18 protein-coding genes are annotated in these 19,162 nt (G+C 73.8%); 10 read left to right on the top strand and 8 right to left on the bottom strand.

Features of this window, described 5'->3' with window-relative positions; genetic code table 11:
• Positions 1–29: 29 nt before the first annotated feature.
• Positions 30–536: a flavin reductase family protein gene (locus tag AB0F01_RS15635; RefSeq protein ID WP_362094944.1), complete on the top strand. Its 507-nt coding sequence runs from the start codon at positions 30–32 to the stop codon at positions 534–536.
• Between the two features lie 15 nt (positions 537–551).
• Positions 552–1,694, top strand: coding sequence for an LLM class flavin-dependent oxidoreductase (locus tag AB0F01_RS15640; protein WP_362094947.1), 1,143 nt, complete (start codon positions 552–554; stop codon positions 1,692–1,694).
• Positions 1,695–1,708: 14 nt separating this feature from the next.
• Here the strand turns inward: AB0F01_RS15640 and AB0F01_RS15645 are convergent, their stop codons facing one another.
• The 6 genes from AB0F01_RS15645 to AB0F01_RS15670 all read right to left on the bottom strand — a co-directional run bounded on the left by AB0F01_RS15645 (position 1,709) and on the right by AB0F01_RS15670 (position 7,093).
• The gene (locus AB0F01_RS15645; protein ID WP_362094949.1) at positions 1,709–2,950 is read right to left on the bottom strand and encodes a GTP-binding protein; all 1,242 of its coding nucleotides are present in this window, start codon (positions 2,948–2,950) and stop codon (positions 1,709–1,711) included.
• On the bottom strand, positions 2,950–3,906 hold the full coding sequence (gene cysD, locus AB0F01_RS15650) for a sulfate adenylyltransferase subunit CysD (protein ID WP_362094952.1): 957 nt from the start codon (positions 3,904–3,906) through the stop codon (positions 2,950–2,952). Before cysD ends, AB0F01_RS15645 begins: the two co-directional genes overlap by 1 nt.
• Positions 3,903–4,484 carry an adenylyl-sulfate kinase gene (cysC, locus tag AB0F01_RS15655; RefSeq protein ID WP_362094955.1) on the bottom strand — a complete coding sequence of 194 codons (582 nt, stop codon included), beginning with the start codon at positions 4,482–4,484 and terminating at the stop codon, positions 3,903–3,905. Before cysC ends, cysD begins: the two co-directional genes overlap by 4 nt.
• Positions 4,485–4,557: 73 nt before the next feature.
• Complete coding sequence (locus AB0F01_RS15660) at positions 4,558–5,481, bottom strand: zinc-binding dehydrogenase (RefSeq protein WP_362094958.1); 924 nt, start codon at positions 5,479–5,481, stop codon at positions 4,558–4,560.
• A gap of 70 nt (positions 5,482–5,551) precedes the next feature.
• A complete protein-coding gene (locus AB0F01_RS15665; protein ID WP_362094961.1) occupies positions 5,552–6,304 on the bottom strand; it encodes an SDR family NAD(P)-dependent oxidoreductase in 753 nt (250 codons plus the stop codon).
• A 30-nt stretch (positions 6,305–6,334) separates the two neighbouring features.
• Complete coding sequence (locus tag AB0F01_RS15670) at positions 6,335–7,093, bottom strand: SDR family oxidoreductase (protein WP_362094963.1); 759 nt, start codon at positions 7,091–7,093, stop codon at positions 6,335–6,337.
• Positions 7,094–7,334: 241 nt separating this feature from the next.
• On the opposite strand from AB0F01_RS15670, the gene AB0F01_RS15675 reads away from it, so the two are divergent.
• The 4 genes from AB0F01_RS15675 to AB0F01_RS15690 all read left to right on the top strand — a co-directional run bounded on the left by AB0F01_RS15675 (position 7,335) and on the right by AB0F01_RS15690 (position 11,750).
• Positions 7,335–8,426: an LLM class flavin-dependent oxidoreductase gene (locus AB0F01_RS15675; RefSeq protein WP_362094965.1), complete on the top strand. Its 1,092-nt coding sequence runs from the start codon at positions 7,335–7,337 to the stop codon at positions 8,424–8,426.
• Positions 8,423–9,664, top strand: a complete 1,242-nt coding sequence (locus tag AB0F01_RS15680; RefSeq protein WP_362094968.1) for an MFS transporter — start codon at positions 8,423–8,425, stop codon at positions 9,662–9,664. Before AB0F01_RS15675 ends, AB0F01_RS15680 begins: the two co-directional genes overlap by 4 nt.
• 87 nt (positions 9,665–9,751) lie before the next feature.
• Positions 9,752–10,201, top strand: coding sequence for a hypothetical protein (locus tag AB0F01_RS15685; RefSeq protein ID WP_362094970.1), 450 nt, complete (start codon positions 9,752–9,754; stop codon positions 10,199–10,201).
• A 13-nt stretch (positions 10,202–10,214) separates the two neighbouring features.
• The gene (locus AB0F01_RS15690; RefSeq protein ID WP_362094972.1) at positions 10,215–11,750 is read left to right on the top strand and encodes an ATP-dependent DNA ligase; all 1,536 of its coding nucleotides are present in this window, start codon (positions 10,215–10,217) and stop codon (positions 11,748–11,750) included.
• A 140-nt stretch (positions 11,751–11,890) separates the two neighbouring features.
• Here the strand turns inward: AB0F01_RS15690 and AB0F01_RS15695 are convergent, their stop codons facing one another.
• Both AB0F01_RS15695 and AB0F01_RS15700 read right to left on the bottom strand, forming a co-directional pair.
• Positions 11,891–12,535, bottom strand: a complete 645-nt coding sequence (locus tag AB0F01_RS15695) for a ScbR family autoregulator-binding transcription factor (RefSeq protein ID WP_362094975.1) — start codon at positions 12,533–12,535, stop codon at positions 11,891–11,893.
• 4 nt (positions 12,536–12,539) lie between these two features.
• On the bottom strand, positions 12,540–13,361 hold the full coding sequence (locus AB0F01_RS15700; RefSeq protein ID WP_362094978.1) for an AfsR/SARP family transcriptional regulator: 822 nt from the start codon (positions 13,359–13,361) through the stop codon (positions 12,540–12,542).
• A 211-nt stretch (positions 13,362–13,572) separates the two neighbouring features.
• Here AB0F01_RS15700 and AB0F01_RS15705 point away from each other — a divergent pair, with 211 nt between their 5' ends.
• From AB0F01_RS15705 to AB0F01_RS15720, 4 genes are all read left to right on the top strand, one after another.
• On the top strand, positions 13,573–13,722 hold the full coding sequence (locus tag AB0F01_RS15705) for a hypothetical protein (protein ID WP_362094981.1): 150 nt from the start codon (positions 13,573–13,575) through the stop codon (positions 13,720–13,722).
• A gap of 134 nt (positions 13,723–13,856) precedes the next feature.
• On the top strand, positions 13,857–16,163 hold the full coding sequence (locus AB0F01_RS15710) for a TOMM precursor leader peptide-binding protein (protein ID WP_362094984.1): 2,307 nt from the start codon (positions 13,857–13,859) through the stop codon (positions 16,161–16,163).
• 23 nt (positions 16,164–16,186) lie between these two features.
• Positions 16,187–17,830 carry a SagB family peptide dehydrogenase gene (locus AB0F01_RS15715; RefSeq protein WP_362094987.1) on the top strand — a complete coding sequence of 548 codons (1,644 nt, stop codon included), beginning with the start codon at positions 16,187–16,189 and terminating at the stop codon, positions 17,828–17,830.
• A 92-nt stretch (positions 17,831–17,922) separates the two neighbouring features.
• Positions 17,923–19,155 (top strand): histidine kinase, encoded by a 1,233-nt coding sequence (locus AB0F01_RS15720; protein ID WP_362094989.1) that lies wholly within the window; start codon positions 17,923–17,925, stop codon positions 19,153–19,155.
• The last annotated feature ends 7 nt before the right edge of the window (positions 19,156–19,162 follow it).

The following is a 19,162-nucleotide window of genomic DNA, read 5'->3' on the forward strand; positions in this document are numbered from 1 at the left end:
TCTCAGGCCACCACTGGGGGCGAGCGTCCATGCCTGTCGAAGCCGAACAGTTCCGGAAGATCTTCGGAGCACTCTCCAGTTCCGTCGCCGTGATCACCACGGCGGGCGCCGACGGCCCGAAGGGGTTCACCTGCACCGCGGTGACCGCGGTGTCGAAGAACCCGCCCCTGCTGCTGGTGTGCGCGGACAGCGGTTCCCGCACCCTGCCCGCCATCCTCGCCTCCCAGGGCTTCGCGGTGAACTTCCTCGCCGCGGGCCGCGGTGCCCTGGCCGACCGCTTCGCGTCGTCCGACGCGCACAAGTTCACCGGGACGGCCTGGACGCCCTCACCGCACGCGTGCGACGCCCCGGTCCTGACCGGGGACACCGTGGCGGTCGCCGAGTGCCGGCTGCGCTCCGCCGATCTCGTGGGCGACCACTGGATCGTCGTCGGCAGCATCGAGCACGGCCGGCACACACCGGACGCCGCCCCCCTGACGTACTACCGGCGGGCGTACGACGCCCCGTCCGCGCCCCGACTCGTCACCACTCCCTGAGGCCCCGGAGACGCCATGAAGTTCGGAATCAACCTGTTCCCCACCATCGGGCCCGCCGACAAGAGCGCGGTCGACCACTTCGACGACGCGCTGCGCCTGGCGGTCCTCGCCGAGGAACTGGGCTTCCACCACGTCAAGACGGTCGAGCACTACTTCTTCGACTACGGCGGCTACAGTCCCGACCCGGTGACCTTCCTCGCCGCGGCCGCCGCCCGGACCCGCCGCATCCGGCTGGTCACGGGTGCGGTGATCCCCGCCTTCACCCATCCGGTGAAGCTCGCCGGGCAGTTGGCGATGCTGGACAACCTCTCGCACGGCCGCCTCGACGTGGGCTTCGCCCGGGGCTTCCTGCCGGACGAGTTCGCCGCGTTCGGGATACCCATGGACGAGAGCCGGGAGCGCTTCGAGGAGGGCGTGGAGGCCTGCGAGCGCCTCTGGGCGGGCGAGGACGTCGTCTTCAGCGGCCGCTTCCACCGTTTCGGTCCGGTCACCCTCCTGCCGCGCCCGGCGCAGCGCCCGTACCCCAAGGTGCTGGTCGCCGCGTCCATCACCCCGGAGTCCTGCGCGGCCGCCGGCCGGGCCGGCCGCGGGCTGATGCTGGTGCCCTCGATCAACAAGCCCGAGCGCACCCGGGAGATGATCGATCTGTACCGGCGGTCCCGCGCGGAGGCCGGCCACGACCCGGACGCCGGGGAGGTCCACCTCAGCTACAGCAGCTACCTGCACGAGGACGCGGGCACCGCCCGGGAACGCGGCCGCCGCTACTCGGCGTACACCAACGCCAAGATGGTGGAGGCGGTGTCCGCCTGGGCCCACACCCGCAGCGGGGACTACGACGGCTACCAGCGCATCGTGGCCAAGGTGAACAGCGCCAACTTCGACAAGCAGGTCGACGAGGGCAAGGCGCTGGTCGGCTCGCCCGAGCAGGTGCGGGCGCAGCTGCGGCAGGTCCGGGAGTGGTACGGCGACTGCACGGTCAGCCTCCAGGTGATCTCCGGCAACATGCCGTACGAGGAGTCGGCGCGCACCATGCGGCTGTTCGCGGGTGAGGTGATGCCCGGGTTCACCGTACCGGAGCCGGGCACCGCGCAGGCCGCGGACGCCGGGGCCGCCCCCGCCTCCCCGGCGTCGGCGTCCGGCACGGTGCTCACCGGCTGAGCCGTACCTGCGGCTCAGCCGGCCATGCCGGCGGCGAGCGTGGCGCCGTCGGCCGGGTCGATCAGCAGGAAGGCGCCGGTGGCGCGGGAGCGTGCGTACGGGTCCAGCGGCAGCGGCTCGAAGGCGCGCAGCACCACCGGGCCGATGTCGTTGACGCCGAGCCGGTCCGGCCTGCCGGGCCGGCCGGCCGGGCCCGTGCCGGGCGGCAGGTCCTCGACCACGGCGTGGACGGTCCGGGTGCCGTGCTTGACCAGGACCCGGTCGCCGGGGCCGAGCGGCCGTTCGTGGAGGTGGCAGACGGTGGCCTCGATGTGCCGGGTGACGGCCGGTGCGGCGTCGGCGGGAGCGATCAGGTCACCGCGGGAGACGTCGATGTCGTCGGCGAGCAGCACCGTCACGGACTGGGGTGCCCACGCGGTGTCCACGGCCCGGCCGAGCAGGTCGATCCCGGTGATGCGCGTGGTCCGGCCGGAGGGCAGCACGCTGACCCTGTCGCCCACCCGCAGGACGCCGGCGGCGATCCGGCCGGCGTAGCCCCGGTAGTCGGGCCGGTCGGCCGTCCGCGGACGGATCACGCACTGCACCGGCAGGCGGGCCGGGACGAGGGACGGATCGGCTCCCACGGGGACGTTCTCGAGATGCGCCAGGACGGTGGGTCCGCCGTACCAGTCCATCCGGGCGGACGCTTCCACGACGTTGTCGCCCCGGAGGGCCGAGACCGGGATGGCGGTGACCTCGGGCACGCCCAGTTCGGTCGCGTACGCCGTGAACTCCTCGGCGATGGCGGCGAACACGGACTCCTGGTAGCCGACCAGGTCCATCTTGTTGACGGCGAGCACCACGTGCGACACCCGCAGCAGGGCGGCGATCGCCGCGTGCCGCCGGGTCTGCTCGACCACGCCGTTGCGGGCGTCGACGAGGATCACCGTCAGCTCGGCGGTGGAGGCGCCGGTGACCATGTTGCGGGTGTACTGCACATGGCCCGGGGTGTCGGCGAGGATGAACCGCCGGCGGGGCGTGGCGAAGTAGCGGTGGGCCACGTCGATGGTGATGCCCTGCTCCCGCTCGGCCCGCAGACCGTCGGTGAGCAGCGCCAGGTCGGGCGCCTCCTGCCCGCGGCTCGCCGACGCCCGCTCCACGGCCTCCAGCTGGTCGGCGAGGACCGACTTGGAGTCGTGCAGCAGCCGGCCCACCAGGGTGGACTTGCCGTCGTCCACCGAGCCGGCGGTCGCGAGACGCAGTGTGTCGACAGTCATCAGAAGTACCCTTCACGCTTGCGGTCTTCCATCGCGGCCTCGGAGAGCCTGTCGTCGGCGCGGGTGGCGCCGCGCTCGGTGAGCCGGGAGGCGGTGATCTCGGTGATCACCTTCTCGATGGTGTCCGCGCCGGAGTCGACGGCGCCGGTGCAGGACATGTCGCCCACGGTCCGGTACCGCACGGTCCGCTTCTCCACCGGTTCGTCGTCCCGCGGTCCGCCCCACGCGCCGGCCGTCAGCCACATGCCGTCGCGGGCGAACACCTCGCGCTCGTGGGCGAAGTAGATCTCCGGCAGGCCGATGCCCTCCCGGGCGATGTACAGCCAGACGTCCAGCTCCGTCCAGTTCGACAGCGGGAACACCCGGACGTGCTGGCCCGGCGCGTGACGGCCGTTGTAGAGCTGCCACAGCTCGGGGCGCTGGTGGCGCGGGTCCCACTGCGAGAACTCGTCCCGCAGACTGAACACCCGCTCCTTCGCGCGGGCCTTCTCCTCGTCGCGCCGTCCGCCGCCGAACACGGCGTCGAACCGGTGCCGGCGGATCGCGTCGGTCAGCGGCAGCGTCTGCAGCGGGTTGCGCGTCCCGTCGGGTCGCTCCCGCAGCTTTCCGGCGTCGATGTAGTCCTGCACGGACGCGACGTGCAGCCGCAGCCCGTGCCGGGCGACCGTGCGGTCGCGGTAGTCCAGGACCTCGGGGAAGTTGTGCCCGGTGTCGACGTGCAGCAGGGGGAAGGGGACCGGCGCCGGGGCGAAGGCCTTGAGCGCCAGGTGCAGCATCACGGCGGAGTCCTTGCCGCCGGAGAACAGGATCACCGGCCGCTCGAACTCCCCCGCCACCTCACGCATGATGTGCACGGCCTCGGACTCGAGCGTGTCCAGGTGCGACAGCGTGAACGGCGTCCGGGCGGGGACGGTGCCGGCGGACGCGGGCTCGGCGGTGCTGACGGCGGCGGTCACAGCAGGCGCCTCTCGGCGAGAAGCGCGTGGAGCGACGCCGCGGACTCCCGCACGCTCTCGCGGTGGGACTCGATGCGCAGGTCGGGCGCCGAAGGCTCCTCGTACGGGTCGTCCACGCCGGTCAGCCCGGTGAGTTCGCCCGCGGCCTGCTTGGCGTACAGGCCCTTCACGTCCCGTACGGAGCACACCTCCACCGGGGCGGCGACGTGCACCTCCAGGAACGGGACGCCGGCGGCGCAGTGGCGTCCACGCACGGCGGCACGGCCAGCGGCGTAGGGAGCGATGACCGGCACCAGGACCTTCACCCCGTTGCGGGCCAGGACCTCGGCGGCCAGGCCGACCCGCCGTACGTGGGTGTCGCGGTCCTCGCGGCCGAACCCCAGTCCCGCCGAGAGGAAGGACCGGATCTCGTCGCCGTCGAGCACCTCGGCCCGGTGCCCCTCTCCGCGCAGCCGGCCGGCCACTTCGCGCGCGATCGTCGTCTTGCCGGCGCTCGGCAGACCGGTGAGCCAGATCGTGGCTCCGCGGGTCCGGGGGCAGGTGCAGGCGGGGGCGGGACGGTCTGCCGTCACAACCATGGCTTCAGCTCCTCGGCGGCCCGCCGCTCGGGGCGGGCCGCTGACTCGTGGGTCACTCGGGTCACGCGGGGGGTCAGGTCAGCAGGAGGACGACCTTCCCGTTGACGGCTCGGCCCTCCAGGCGTTTCAGCGCCTCGGCCGGGTCGTCCCAGGAGGACGTGAGAGCGACCTGCGGATCGAGCCGGCCGTCCGCACAGAGCCGGAGCAGGGTCGCCAGGTCGGCCGCGGGGTCCTGGCGTCCGATCTCGTCGAAGAGGAACAGGTGGTGCAGGCAGACCCCCGGCCGGGCCCGCCCCCAGTCGGCCGGCAGCACCAGTGCGGAGCGGGTGGTGTTCCCGTACACGACGGCCGCCCCGCCGGGCCGGAGGGTGACGAAGGCGCGGGTCAGCACCTCTCCGCCGACGCTGTCGAACACCACGTCCGAGGCGCCGCCCTCCGCCTGCTCGTAGGTGGAGACGACCTCCGCCCCGAGTCCGGTGAGACCCTGCCCCCGGTCGGGGGAGCCGGTCCACGCGACGACCCGCGCGCCGGCCTCTGCGGCCAGCTGCACGGCCATCCGGCCGACACCGCCGCCGGCCCCCGTCACCAGGACGGTGCGGCCGAGCAGAGGGCCCGCCTTGCGCAGTCCGTACCAGGCGGTGAGCGCGGCCACGGGCAGGGCGGCGGCCTGTTCGTCGGTGACGGTGCCGGGTATCTCCGCCAGCCGGGACACCGGCAGGGCGACATGTTCCGCCCAGCCGCCGCCGTCGGCGAGGCCGGCGACCCGGGTGCCGGGCGGCGGGCCGGAGCCGTCGGCGGCGGCCTCGACGACCGTACCGGCGACGTCCCACCCCAGCCGGGTGCCGGCCGGGGAGACCGCGGCGAGCGCCAGTTCGCCGCGGTTGACGGAGACGGCCCGGACGCGGACGAGCGCCTCGTCCGGAGCCGGTACCGGGTCCGGAGCCTGCGCGTGCCGCAGGCCGAACGGGCCCTCGCCGGTGGTGATCAGTGTCTTCATCGGGGGGTCTCCTGACGGTCGGGGCGGCATAGCGCGGGACGGCCGGGCGGGACCGTGGGGAGGGGCCCGGCTACCACGACAGGCCTCCGTTGACTTCGAGGACGTGGCCGTTGACGTAGCCGCTGTCCCCGCCGGCGAGGAACACCGCGGCGCCGGCGACCTCGTCACCCGTTCCCATCCGTCCGGCGGCGAGCTTGCCGCGGTAGCGCGCCCACACGTCCTCGTTGGCGCGCAGGGCACGGCCCATGCCCTCGTCGATGAAGCCGGGGGCGAGGCAGTTGGCCGTGATGCCGTGGCCGGCCAGTTCGAGCGCGCAGACCTTGGTGTACGCCTCCACCGCGGCCTTGGAGGCGCAGTAGGCGGCTCCGCCCGCGACGGGCCGGGAGGCGAGCACGGAGGAGAGGTTGATGATCCGGCCGGCGGGTGAGTCCCGCAGGTGGGGCACGGCGGCGCGGGTGCAGTTGACGACGCCGCCGAGGTTGGTGCCCAGTACCTCGTCCCAGTGCTCCGGGGCGAGCGCCGCCGCCGGCCCGGGCCTGCTGACGCCGGCGTTGGCCACCACGATGTCCAGGCCGCCGAAGCGCTCGCGGGCGGTCCGCATGAGGGCGTCCACCGCCTCGGGGTCGCGGACGTCGGCGGTCACGGCCGCGGCCCGGCCGGGGTGGGCCTCCACCCAGTCCTTCAGCTGCTCGACGGTGCGGGCGGAGGCCACCACCCGGCAGCCCTGGGCCGTGAACGCCTCGGCGATGCGCCGTCCGAGGCCGCGGCCGGCGCCGGTGACGACGGCGACACGGCCGTCGAGGCGCGGTCCGGTGAATCTCATGCCTGTCTCCTCAGCGAGGTCGTGAGCCGGTCAGAGCTTGGTCGCGGCCCCGCCGTCGACCGGCAGCACCACACCGGTCGCGAAGGCGCCCTCGGGGCGGGCCATGGTGACGATCCACCAGGCGATCTCCTCGGGTGTGCCGATGCGGCCCATCGGCACACCGGCCTTCTGGGCCGCGCGCAGCCGGGCGATCTGCTCGTCGTCCAGTCCGGACGCCTTGGCGATGCCGGTCTCCACCGGGCCCGGGGAGACCGAGACGACCCGGACTCCGTGCGGGGCCTGCTCGACGGCCCAGGTGCGGGTGAGGAAGTCCAGACCGGCCTTCGTGGCGCCGTACACCGAACTGCCCGCCCAGCCGCGGACGGCCGCGGAGGCGCTGACGTTGACGACGACGCCGCCGCTGGTGCGCAGGTGGGGCAGCGCGGCCTGGGTGAGCAGCAGCGGGGCCAGCAGGTTGGTCGCGATCTGTTCCTCGGCGATCCGCCGGTCGATGTCCTCCAGCGGCTGTCGTCGGACCACGGCCGCGTTGTTGACGAGGACGTCGATGCCGCCGCACTCGGCGACGGCGGTGCGCACGATCTCCTCGGGAGCGCCCGGTGCGGTGATGTCGAGCGCCAGGTGGCGGACGGCGGGCCGGCCGCGGGCGGCTTCCTTCAGGGCCGTCCCGTCCCGGCCGACGATCAGTACGTCGTGGCCCTCGTCGGCGAAGGCGTGCGCGGCGGCCCGGCCGATGCCGGTGCCCCCACCGGTGATCACCACCGAGCGGCGGTCGTTCCCGGTCTCTCCCACAGGTGTCCCTCCCACAGGTGCACTCCTCCGAGTCTCGAGTCGCGGTCCCCCAGCGGTCCTCCAGCGCGAGAACACACCAAAGGCTACACTCAAACTCTGCACACACAACACCAGATACGTGAAGTGTTTCCAGCGAGACCCCAGCACGCCCCGCTCCCGCGTCGACCTCCCGTCCAGCGGGGCTTGGCAGCCTCGGGACGACACACCAGACCCGACACCGGCGGACGGAACGAGGAGCGGTATGAGGTTCGGCATCCTGTACTTCCCGACGACAGGCCCCGGGGAGAAGAACCCGGCCGAGTACTACGACGAGGGACTGCGCCTGGTCCGGCTCGCCGAGGAACTCGGCTACTTCCAGCTGAAGGTGGTGGAGCACCACTTCTTCGACTACGGCGGCTACAGCCCCTCCCCCACCACGTTCCTCGCCGCGGCGGCCGCGCGCACCACGCGCATCCGGCTCGGGACCGGTGCCGTGATCCCGGCCTTCGCGCACCCCGTCAAGCTGGCGGGTCAGCTGGCCATGCTGGACAACATCTCCCACGGCCGGCTCGACGTGGGCTTCGGCCGCGGTTTCCTCCCCGACGAGTTCGCCGCCTTCGGCATCCCCATGGACGAGAGCCGCGAACGGTTCGAGGAGGGCGTCGAGGCCTGCGTCCGCCTGTGGGCGGAGGAGGACGTCGTCGTCGACGGCAGCTTCCACCGCTTCGGCCCGGTCACCCTGCTGCCCCGCCCCGCCCAGCGGCCGCACCCGCCGGTGTTCTCCGCGGTGACCACCAGCGTCGAGTCCTGCGCCGCGGCCGGGCGCGCGGGCCGGGGACTGCAGATCATCGCGGCGGTCTCCCCCACCGAGCGGGTGCAGGGACTGATCGCGGCCTACCGCAAGGGCCGGGTGGAGGCGGGCCTGGAGCCGGACACCGGCCGGATCGAGCTCAGTTACCCCTGCTACGTGGCCGAGGACGGCGACGCCGCCCGTGCCACGGGACGCTTCGTGGAGGGCCGGTACGGCGAGAAGATCTCCGCGGCCACGCTGTCCTGGGCGGACACCCACAGCTCCGCCTACCCGGGGTACGAGAAGCTCGCGGACGCCGCCACCCGCGGCTCCGCCGACTTCGACGACCGGGTCGAGGCGGGCCGGGTGCTCGCCGGCAGCCCGGCCGAGGTGGCCGCGCAGATCGAACGGATCGCCGGGTGGTACGGCGAGGACGTCGACCTGACGCTCACCACCCACTCCGGGCACCTTCCCTACGAGGAATCCGCCCGCTCGCTCACCCTCTTCGCCGAGGACGTCGCCCCCCGGCTGCCGTTCGCCCGGCTGATCAGGGAGGACCGATGACCACGGCCCGTCCTGCCCCCGCCGCGCAGGCGCAGCCCCCCGGGACGCCCCCGGCCGCCTCTCCCCTGCGCTGGTGGGCCCTGGCCGCCCTGGCCGCCGCCCAGCTCACCGTCGTGATGGAGATGAACCTGGTGCCGGTGGCCCTCCCCTCGGTCCAGCGGGACCTCGGACTGACCGGCGCGGAGCGGGCGCTGGTGGTCTCCGTCTACACCGTGGCCTTCGGCCTGCTGTTCCTGCCCGCCGGCCGCCTCTCGGAACGCCTGGGCCGGCGCCGCGCCTTCGTCGTGGGCCTGGCCGGCTTCGGCGCCGCCTCCCTGCTGACCGGCACGGCGGACGGGCCCGGCCACCTGCTCGCCCTGCGCGCCGTGCAGGGCGCCTTCGGAGCCCTGGCCCTGGCCCCCGCGAGCATGGCACTGGTGGCCAGGACGTTCCCGGATCCGCGCGAACGGGGCACCGCCATCGGGGTGTTCACCGCGGTCGCGGGCGGCGGGGGCGGGCTCGGTGTCCTGTTCGGCGGCCTGCTGACCGACCACGCGAGCTGGCGGTGGTGCATGTACGGGCTCGCGCCGCTCGCCGCGTTCGCGGTCGGCGTGGCGCTGTACGCCATCCCCGCCGACACCCCGGCCGAACACCGCACCACGGGCCCGCTGCTGCCGCTGCGGGTGCTGCGGGACCGCACCCGGGCCGGGGTCCTCCTCGCCGTGTTCACCGCCAACATCGGTACCTTCGGCGGGTTCACCGTGATCAGCTACACCCTGCAGGAGGGCGCCGGCTGGAACCCCACCGGAGCGGGTCTGGCCATCCTGCCGCTGGCCGCGGTGGTCGTGGCCAACTCGGTCCTCGCCGCCCCCCACCTGCTCCGCACGCTCACTCCGAAGGCCCTGCTGGCCTCGGGAACGGCGCTGGTCGCGGCGGGCACCGCGTGGCTCGCCGTGGCCGCACCGGGCACGCCGTACGCCGCGGGTGTGCTGCCCTCCGTCATCCTGATGGGGTTCGGCATCACCTGGATCATGATCTCGGCGAACGGCACCCTCGCCCAGCGGACCGAGCCCCGGGACATGGCGACGGCGGGCGGGATGGTGAACATCACCACCCAGCTCGGCGGAGCCGTCGGGGTCCCCCTGATGCTGGCGCTCGACGCCCGGACGGCGGCGGTGACAGCGGGAGTGCTGATCGCCGCGGCGTCCGTTCTGGTGGCCGTGCTCGTGGACGCCCCGCGCCTGCGCGGTCCGCACTGACGTCCGCCCGGTGGGTCCCGGCGGAGTGACGGGACCCACCACAGTCTCCATCGAGAGTAGACTGAAGATCTCTCGAGGAGGCACGAAGTGAGCGAATACGTCATCGACATCACTCCCACCGGCAGTGACGGGAAACCGGATCCCACCGGGCCTCAGACCACCGTGCGGGTCGACACCACGGACGGGCCGCGCATCGTCGAACTCACCGTGCGCGCGGCGGGCGGCAAGGGCCTGCACAACCGCGCGCTTCCGCTGATCGACTTCGATCTGCTGGTCCGTGCCATCAGTCCCGGTCCGTCCGCCCCGCAGCCGGAGTCGGTGGCTCCCGCCCCCGTCCCCCTCGCCCCGGTCACCCCTGCGACGCCCGGCGAGGACCGGCCGCGCCCCTACCGCAAGATGCCGGACACCGAGGTCGTGGTGGCCGCCTACCAGGAACTCGGCGGAAGCGTCGGGGCGGTCGCCAAGCGGTTCGGTGTGCCGCGGCACACTGCGCAGGCGTGGGTGGGCCGGTTGCGCAAGCAGGGCCACATCGACTGAGAGGGCATTCCTCGTGAGACTCTCCGACCTCGCACGGACCTCCCGGGAGATCGCCTCGGCCTCCGGGCGCACGGAGAAGACCGCCCTGCTCGCCGGCCTGCTCCGGACGACGGAGCCCGAGGACGCGCCGGTCGTGATCACCTATCTGGCCGGGCGGCTGCCGCAGCGCAGGATCGGCGTCGGCTGGAGCACGCTCACCGAGCGGCGGCCGCCCGCCGCCGAGCCGCGCCTGCGGGTGGCCGAGGTCGACGCGGCGCTCACCCGGATCGCCGCCGTGTCCGGCAAGGGCGCCCGGGCCGAGCGGAGAAGGCTGCTGGACGAACTGATGGGCGCGGCCACCGAGGAGGAGCAGCAGTTCCTCTTCCGGCTCATCAGCGGCGAGTTGCGCCAGGGCGCCCTCGACGCCGTGGCCGTCGAGGCCGTCGCCGCGGCCTCCGGCGCGCCCGTCGCCGAGGTGCGGCAGGCGGTGATGCTGAGCGGTTCGCCGGCCGCCGTCGCCCGGGTCCTGCTCTCCGAGGGCCCGGCCGCTCTCGCCGGATTCCGTCTCGAGGTGGGACGGCCTCTCCTGCCGATGCTGGCCGGCACGGCCAAGGACGTCGACGAGGCCCTCGACCGGACGGGGCCGTGCGCCCTGGAGGAGAAGCTCGACGGCATCCGTGTCCAGGTGCACCGCGACGGTGACGTCGTGCGGGTCTTCACCCGGACCCTCGCCGAGATCACCGGCCGGCTCCCGGAGGTGGTGGCACTGACCGGCGCGCTGCCCGTCCGTCAGGTGGTGCTGGACGGGGAACTGCTGGCCCTCGACGAGCGGGGCCGGCCCCGGCCGTTCCAGGAGACGTCGGGCCGGGCGGGATCGACGCCCGACGTGGCGGCCGGCGGGACGGCACTGCCGCTGTCGCCGGTCTTCTTCGACGTGCTGCACGCCGACGGTGTGGACCTGCTCGCCGCCCCGGCGGCCGAACGGCGGGCGGTGCTCGACCGGCTGGTGCCCGAAGCGCACCGGGTGCGCCGGCTGGTGGTGGCGGACCCCGCGGATCCGCAGGGGCGCGCGGCCGCCACGGCCTTCGCCGCCGACGCGCTCCGACGGGGGCAGGAGGGTGTGGTCGTCAAGGCCCTGGACGCGGCCTACAGCGCGGGGCGCCGCGGCACCTCGTGGCTGAAGGTGAAGCCGGTGCACACCCTGGACCTGGTGGTCCTCGCGGCCGAATGGGGCCACGGCCGGCGCACCGGGAAGCTGTCCAACCTGCATCTGGGCGCTCGCGCCGCCGACGGCTCCTTCGCCATGCTGGGCAAGACGTTCAAGGGCCTGACCGACGCCATGCTCACCCGGCAGACCGAACGGCTGCGGGAACTCGTCGTCACCGAGGAGCCCTGGGGCGTCACCGTACGGCCCGGACTCGTCGTCGAGGTCGCCTTCGACGGAGTCCAGCGCTCCACCCGCTACCCGGCGGGCGTCACGCTGCGCTTCGCCCGCGTGGTCCGCCACCGCGAGGACAAGGACCCGGCGGACGCGGACCCCGTCACCGCGGTGACGGCGCTGCTGCCCTGACCGCCCCGGCGCCCCCGCCTCCGGCCGGGTCCCGGGGCGGCACGGGAGCCGGCCCGGCCACCGCACACCCCGGCCGGCCGCCCGTCCTCCTCCCCGCAGACCGCCCCGTCCGTGAGGGCCACCGCCCCGGGCGCCCCTCCTCAGCCGGCGACCGGTGCCGGGCGGCGGACGGCGGGCGCCGTGGTCCGCAGCCCTCGCGCCGCATGCTCCTCCGCGACCGCCCGGAGCACCAGTGCCCAGGTCTTGCCCAGTTGAGCGGCGAGCTCCGGGTACGGCGCCCCGCTCCACGCGGCCGCCTCGACACCGGCGACCACTGCCGCGACGAGCGCCCGCGCGGCGTCCTCCGCCACGCCGCGTCGCAGTGCACCCTCGGCCGCGGCCCGCACGAGCAGCCGCCCCGTCGCGGCCACGCACACCAGGTGGAAGTCCAGCACCGGGTGTTCGCCGCCGGCCCGCTCGCGTCCGACGCGGAAACTGGCCCGCACGACCGGGTCCGCCGACGCCCACGCGGCCAGGGCGTGGGTGGTGTCGATCAGCGACTGCAGGGCCGGCTGTCCGCCGCGGCCGAGGGCCAGGACCGTGTCCTCCAGGAGTCGGCAGCCGCTCTCCTGGACCGCGACGGCCAGTTCCCGCTTGCTGGCGAAGTGGAAGTACAGGGCCCCCTTGGTCACTCCGGCGGCCCGGCTGATGGCCCCCAGACTGGTCTCGGCGTATCCGTACCGGTCGAAGAGTTCCGCCGCCGCCTCGACGAGACGGGTGCGGGTGCGCTCGGATCGCTCCTGCACGCCCTCACCCCGCCCGCACGAGCCGTCGGTCGTCCGCCTCCGGTCCGTCGAGGAGCTTCGGCGAGGCGGTGAGGACCGCGTGCTGCAGCTCACGGAGCTGGTCCGAGGGTTCCAGACCGAGTTCGCGGACCAGCGTGCCCCGCAGCCGCTGGTACACGTCGAGCGCCTCGGTGCGCCGGCTGGACCGGTACAGGGCGAGCATCAGATGCGCGTGCAGATTCTCGTGCGTGCGGTGCTGCTGCACCAGCACGCTGAGTTCCCCGATCAGTTCACGGTGCCGCCCCTGCCGCAGGTCCAGTTCGATGCGGTGCTCCTGCACGCACAGGCGTGCCTCCTCCAGCCGCCTGGCCTCCAGAGCGAGGAGCGGTCCGGCCTGGACGTCGCCGAAGGCGGGCCCCCTCCACAGGGCGAGCGCCGCCCGCAGGGTCCGCGCCGCCGTGTCCGTGTCGTGGTCGGCGAGCGCCTGGAAGGCCAGGCCGGACAGCCGTTCGAACTCCTGGGCGTCGCTGGTGCCCTCACCCCGGTCGAGCAGGTACCCGCCGGCACGCGTCGCCAGGATTCGCTTCGCGTCCCCGCCGGGCCGGCCGTCGGCCTGAAGTGCCGCGCCGACGGCACCCCGCAACTGCATCACGTACGTCTGCAGCGTGGCCTGCGCGCTCCGCGGCGGCTTCGCGCCCCACAGCTCACCGATCAGCGCCGCCACGGGCACGACCTGGCCGGAGTGCACCGCCAGCGTGGCCAGCAGCTGACGCGGTTTCGGCGCGGACGGCGCCACCGGAACCCCGTTCACGCTCACGTCGAACATGCCGAGAACCTTCAGGTCCATCGCTTCTCCTCTCCACCCCATGGAGGCTTCCAAAAGGCGTTCTCGAGGGCCAGTGCAGGGCTCCTCAGGCAGGGATGAAGCACACCCGGAACGACCATGAGAACTTCATACGAGGCTTGTGAGCCAGACACTGCCCACACCCCCGTGGCCGGGGTCAGACTCCTGGTCACCGCCGCAAGGTGCGGCCGGGCCATCCGTCCAAGGGGGATGCATGAACCTCACGCACGCAGTCGTCGCCGTCGCCTCCGCCGCCGCTCCCGCCGGGTGCGAGGACCTGGTCGTCGAGGAGCTGGTCTGGCAGAACGCCGAGCAGGCCCAGCCGGGCACCTGCATCTGCTGGATCGACGTCTACAGCGACTGAGGCCCGGGTCCACTCCCGCAGACGCATCACCGCCGCGCGCCCGCCGGCCGTTCCGCAGCCGCCGGCCGGACGGCCCGGGCGCGCGGCACGCACACCGAAGCGAAGTCCCGTCCACGTCACAGGGGGAGACAGTGATGGATGCACAGCCGAGCAGACCGGGTCTCGCCTTCAAGCCCCATCTCACAGCGGAGGTCGTCCCCGGTGAAGGGGTCTATCTCGTCTCGGAACGCGGTGTGACGGCCCTGCGCGGGCCGGGTGTCACCGCGCTCGCGCCCCTGCTCGACGGTTCCCGCAGCCTCGACCGGCTGGTCGCGGACGCGGAGCGGACCGTCCCCGCCCGGCAGGTGGAGGCGGTCGTGTCCCGGCTGCGGGCGGCCGGCCTGGTCGACGACCGGGCACCGTCGGCGGCGGACTCCGCCGACCTGGCGTTCTGGGAACTGGCCGGGATCGACGGTGCGACCGCGATGCGGCGGGTCCGCGACACCCCGGTGGAGGTCGTCGGCGTCGGGGAGAGGAGCCGTTCGAGCGTCGCGGAGCTGTCCGACGCGCTCCGGGCGGCCGGCCTGCGGCTGCACCGTCCGCCGGCCGGAGACGCCGGCGCGGCGGTGCCCGCCGAGCACGCCGGCTTCACCCTCGCCGTCTGCGACGACTACACCGACCCGGCGCTCGGCGACCTCGACGCCGCCCACCGGGAGTCGGGAGTGCCGTGGCTGCCGGCCCGGTTCGTGGGCGACCAGCCCTGGATCGGGCCGGTGTTCCAGCCGGGTGAGGGTGCCTGCTGGACCTGTCTCAGGGACGCGCTGCGGCGCAACCGTCCGGCCGAGACCTATCTGGACCGGGCACTGGGCCGGCGTGCCCTCACCCCTGCGTCGTCCCTGGCCGCCGGCCGTGCCGCCGGGCTGCATCTGGCGGCGCTGGAAGCCGTCAAGTGGGTCGCAGGGCACCGTCATCCCGGCCAGGACGCCATCTGGCGGCTCGACCCGCTCACCCTGACCGGCCGCCATCACCCCGTGCGCCGCCGCCCGCAGTGCCCCGTGTGCGGGGATCCCGGGGCCGTCGCCCGCCGGGTCGGCGCTCCGCTGGTCGTGCGCAGCCGCCGCAAGGCGGAGGCGGAGGCGGACTGCGGTGACCGGTGGCTCTCTCCCCGGGAGACGCTCCGCCGGTACGGTCACCTGGTGGATCCGCTGACCGGTGTCGTCAAGGAGCTGCGACGCGACACCCGTGGACCGGAGTTCCTCAACTGCTTCCACGCCGGGCACAATCCGGTGCACTCGCCGGACGGCCTGGCCTCCGTGCGGGCAGGGCTGCGCAGCACCAGTTCCGGCAAGGGCACCACGGCGCTCAACGCCCGGGTCAGCGCGCTGTGCGAGGCGGTCGAGCGGCACAGCGGCTTCTTCCAGGGCGACGAGCCGACGGTGCGGGCCTGCTACCGGGAGGTCGCCGACCGCGCCGTGCACCCGGACGAGGTGCAGCTCTTCCACCCGCGGCAGTTCGAGGACCGCGAGGCGTGGAACGCCTCCCACGGGCCGGCGCACCGGATCTGCGAGCCCTTCGACGAGGGGGTGCCGCTGGACTGGACGCCGACGTGGTCGCTGACCGCTCGCCGCCACCGTCTGCTGCCGACCTCGATGCTGTACTACAAGGCACCCCGCACACCGGGGAGCCGCTTCTGCTCGGCCAACTCCAACGGCTCGGCCGCCGGCAGCTGCGTCGAGGACGCCATCGTCCAGGGCTTCCTCGAACTGGTCGAGCGGGACGCCGTCGGTCTGTGGTGGTACAACCGCACCCGTCAGGCGGCGGTCGACCTGGACGCGTTCGACGACCCGTGGGTGCGGGAGGTGCGGGAGGGCCACGCCGCCCTGCACCGGGAGCTGTGGGTCCTGGACCTCACCAGCGATCTCGGGATCCCGGTCTTCGCGGCCCTCTCACGGCGCACGGACAAGCCGGCGCAGGACATCACCCTGGGGTTCGGCGCGCACTTCGACCCGCGGACGGCGCTGCGCCGGGCGCTGGCGGAAGTGAACCAGATGCTGCCGCCGGTCGCCCGGGTGCGGGTCGACGGCAGCGGATACGCCTGCGACGACCCCGCCGCGCTGGCCTGGTGGCAGGGCGCCACCACGGCGAACCAGCCCTATCTGCTCCCCGGTCCGGCGCTTCCGGTCACCGTCCCCGGCTCCTACGTTCCGGTCCGCCGCGGCGATCTGCGGGAGGACGTCGCGGCGATCGAGGACCTCGTCTCCGCGCACGGCATGGAACTGCTCGTCCTCGACCAGACGCGTCCCGATGTCGCCCTGCCCGTGGTGAAGGTGATCGTGCCGGGGCTGCGGACGTTCTGGACGCGGTTCGGGCCCGGACGGCTCTACGACGTCCCGGTACGGCTCGGCCGGCTGCCCGCGCCCACCCGTTACGAGGACCTCAATCCGGTTCCGCTGTTTCTTTGACATCGTCAGAAAGGTCCTGTGCCGTGCCCGCTCCTCCCTCGTCCCTCACCGGGCCGCAAGCCGGTCTGGTCGAGCTGTGGTCACTGCGTCAGGACACCCTGCTGGAACTGCCGGACGAGACCACCGCGGCCCCGGCGGCGGCCGGTTCCCCCGACGGGGCGGCGCTGTTGTCGTCCCGTTGGGGCGAGACGCGGCTGCCGATCACGGACCCGGTGGTCCTCCGCGCGCTGGAGCGTCTGTCGTACGGTCCGGTGTCGCTGGACAACGTGGTGGCCGGCATCAGCGTGCCGGACGGGCCGGGGAGCCCCGAGCGGGAGGCCCTGGCGCCCCTCCTGCGGTCGTTGGAGAACGTCCTCGTACGCTCGCTGGCCACCACGGACGGCAGGACGCTGCTGTCGGTGGTCCCGATCTCCCGGTACGCCCGCTTCCGGCCCCCGGCCACGCCCGCCGACGCCGTGCTGCGGCTCTCCCGCTTCACCGTCCTGCGCACCCATGAGGAGGGGCTGTGCGCGGAATCGCCGCTCTCCGGGCAGCGCGTGGTCCTGGTCCAGCACCGCTCCGCCTGGCTGGTCAGCTGTTTCGCCCGCCCCTCCACGCCGCGGGAGGCCGCGAAGCGGCTGCGCATGCCGGTGGACGACGTGCGCCGGGTCGTGGCGTATCTGGAGGCGTCCGGCATGCTGGTCCGGGGGACTCCGCCCGCGGCGGGCGGGCAGGAGAGCGGGCCGAAGGAGAAGTACGCCTTCGCCGAGGACCGGGATCCGGCGCTCCTGCCGTGGTCGCCCCACGACCTGATGCTGCACGCCCGCAGCCGGCAGGGCCGCCACGACGGCCCGTTGGGTGCGACGGACGACTTCTCGGGCGAGCTGGCCGCGGAGCCCCCGTTCGCACCGGACCGGCACGGGCCGGCCCGGGTGCCGCTGCCCGTCCCCGACCTGGACGACGTCCTCGACCGCGATCCGCCCCTCACGGTCGCCCTGGAGGCGCGCCGTTCGGTGCGCGACCACGGCGGACGACCGCTGGACCTCGCCCAGTTGGGGGAGCTGCTCTACCGCTGCGCCCGGGTGCGGTCCATGGGCGGCCCTGGGGGCGGCGAGGGCGCGCCGGTGCCCACCAGCCGCCCGTACCCGAGCACGGGCGGCACATACGCGCTGGAGTTGTACGTCACGGTGACCCACTGCGCGGGGCTGGCGCGGGGCACGTACCACTACGACCCGGTCGCGCACGCCCTGGTCCCGGTGGACGTGGCCGCCGAGAGCCTGGACGAACTGCTCGCCGAGGCGCAGTCGACGGCCGGCCTGCGGGCCGAGCCGCACGTCCTGATCACCATGACGGCCCGGTTCCGCCGCATGACGCTGCGGTACAGCGGACTCGCGTACAGCGGGCTGCTCAAGGACGTGGGCGTGCTCCAGCAGACCCTGTACCTGGTCTGCACGGCGATGGGTCTGGGGCCGTGCGCCCTGGCGTTCGGCGACAGCGACCTGTCCGCCCGCGCGCTCGGCCTGGACTGGCGGACGGAGTCGGCCGTGGGCGAGTTCGTCCTGGGCACGCCGCCGTCGCAGCCGGACGCCGGCCACCCGCCGACGGACGCCGTGGAGGTGAACGGCCACGACTGGCACGTCCGTTGCACGGAGGAACTGCGGCGCGCCCTGGCTCACAGCACCGACTGACGCCGTCCGAGGAACGCTTCCTTCCGGCCACTGGGAGTCCGGGTCTGCCCTTATCCTGTGCGCACCCGCATCACGTCAGGTGAGGAGCCTTCATGCGTCGGACGGCATCGGTCTCCCGTGGCACTCCCCCGGAGGAAGGACCGGCCCCCGGGGCCGACATGGCGCCACGGGTCGCCGTCGCCATCACGACCGTGGTCATCTGCGGCTTCTTCGCGGTCGCCGTCACCTATGTGCTGCAGGCTCCGCACACCACGCTCAGCCTGGTGCTCTGCTTCGCGTTGCAACTGCTGCTGCTGGGCCTGCAGTTGTGCCACTCCTTCCCCTCGTCGATGCCACGGGCGGTGGCCCGGCACAGCCGCTGGACCCTCGCCGCCCAGGCGCTGCTCACGTACGCGCCGTTCCCCGTCTTCGGCGCCGCCTGGCTGGGCATGCCCGGGTTTCTGGCGGCGTCCTCGCTGCTCGTGCTGCGCACCGCACTGGGCTGGCTCGCCTTCGGCGCCATCGTGGCGAGCACCGGACTGATCCAGTTCACGGTCGGCTTCGGCATGGGGGAACTGGCGTACAACTGTGTCGCCACCAGCCTCACCGGTCTGGTCGTCTACGGGTTGAGCCGGCTGGCCGACCTCATCCGGGAGGTGCAGACCGCGCGTGAGGAGCTCGCCCGCCTGGCCATCACGCAGGAACGTTTACGCTTCGCCCGCGATCTGCACGACCTGCTCGGCTACAGCCTTTCGACCATCACGCTGAAGTGCGAACTCACCTATCGGCTGGTCTCGTTGGACCCGAAGCGCGCGGAGACCGAGATCACGGAGATCCTCCGGACGGCCCGCCAGGCACTGGCCGATGTCCGCGCCGTGGCCAGCAGCTATCTGCACATGAGCCTGCGCCGGGAGGTCGCCTCCGCGGAGACCCTGCTGCAGACGGTCGGCATCCGGACCGACATACGCGTCGACGCCGACCTGCCGGCGGGGAACGTGGACACCACCCTGGCGACGGTCCTGCGTGAGGGCATCACCAACCTGCTGCAGCACAGCAAGGCCCAGCACTGCGTGATCGAGGCGACCGCCACCGACGACCGCGTGCGGATCACCGTCGCCAACGACGGGGTGGGAGCGCAGCGTTCGATCCTGCACCCGGTCCGGCCGGGGGGCGGCGGCAGCGGCCTGAACAATCTGATCACCCGGGTCGGGGCGCTGGGCGGCCGGCTCACGGCCGGGGTGCGGGAGGACGGCTGGTTCCAGCTCACCGCGGAGGCACCGCTGCGGCCCGGCGGCGGCGCACCCCCGGACGGCGGACAGGCCGCGGCCGCGCTCCCGAACCACTGAGGCGCCC

This window comes from Streptomyces sp. NPDC029526 (assembly GCF_040637405.1).
GTDB lineage: Bacteria > Actinomycetota > Actinomycetes > Streptomycetales > Streptomycetaceae > Streptomyces.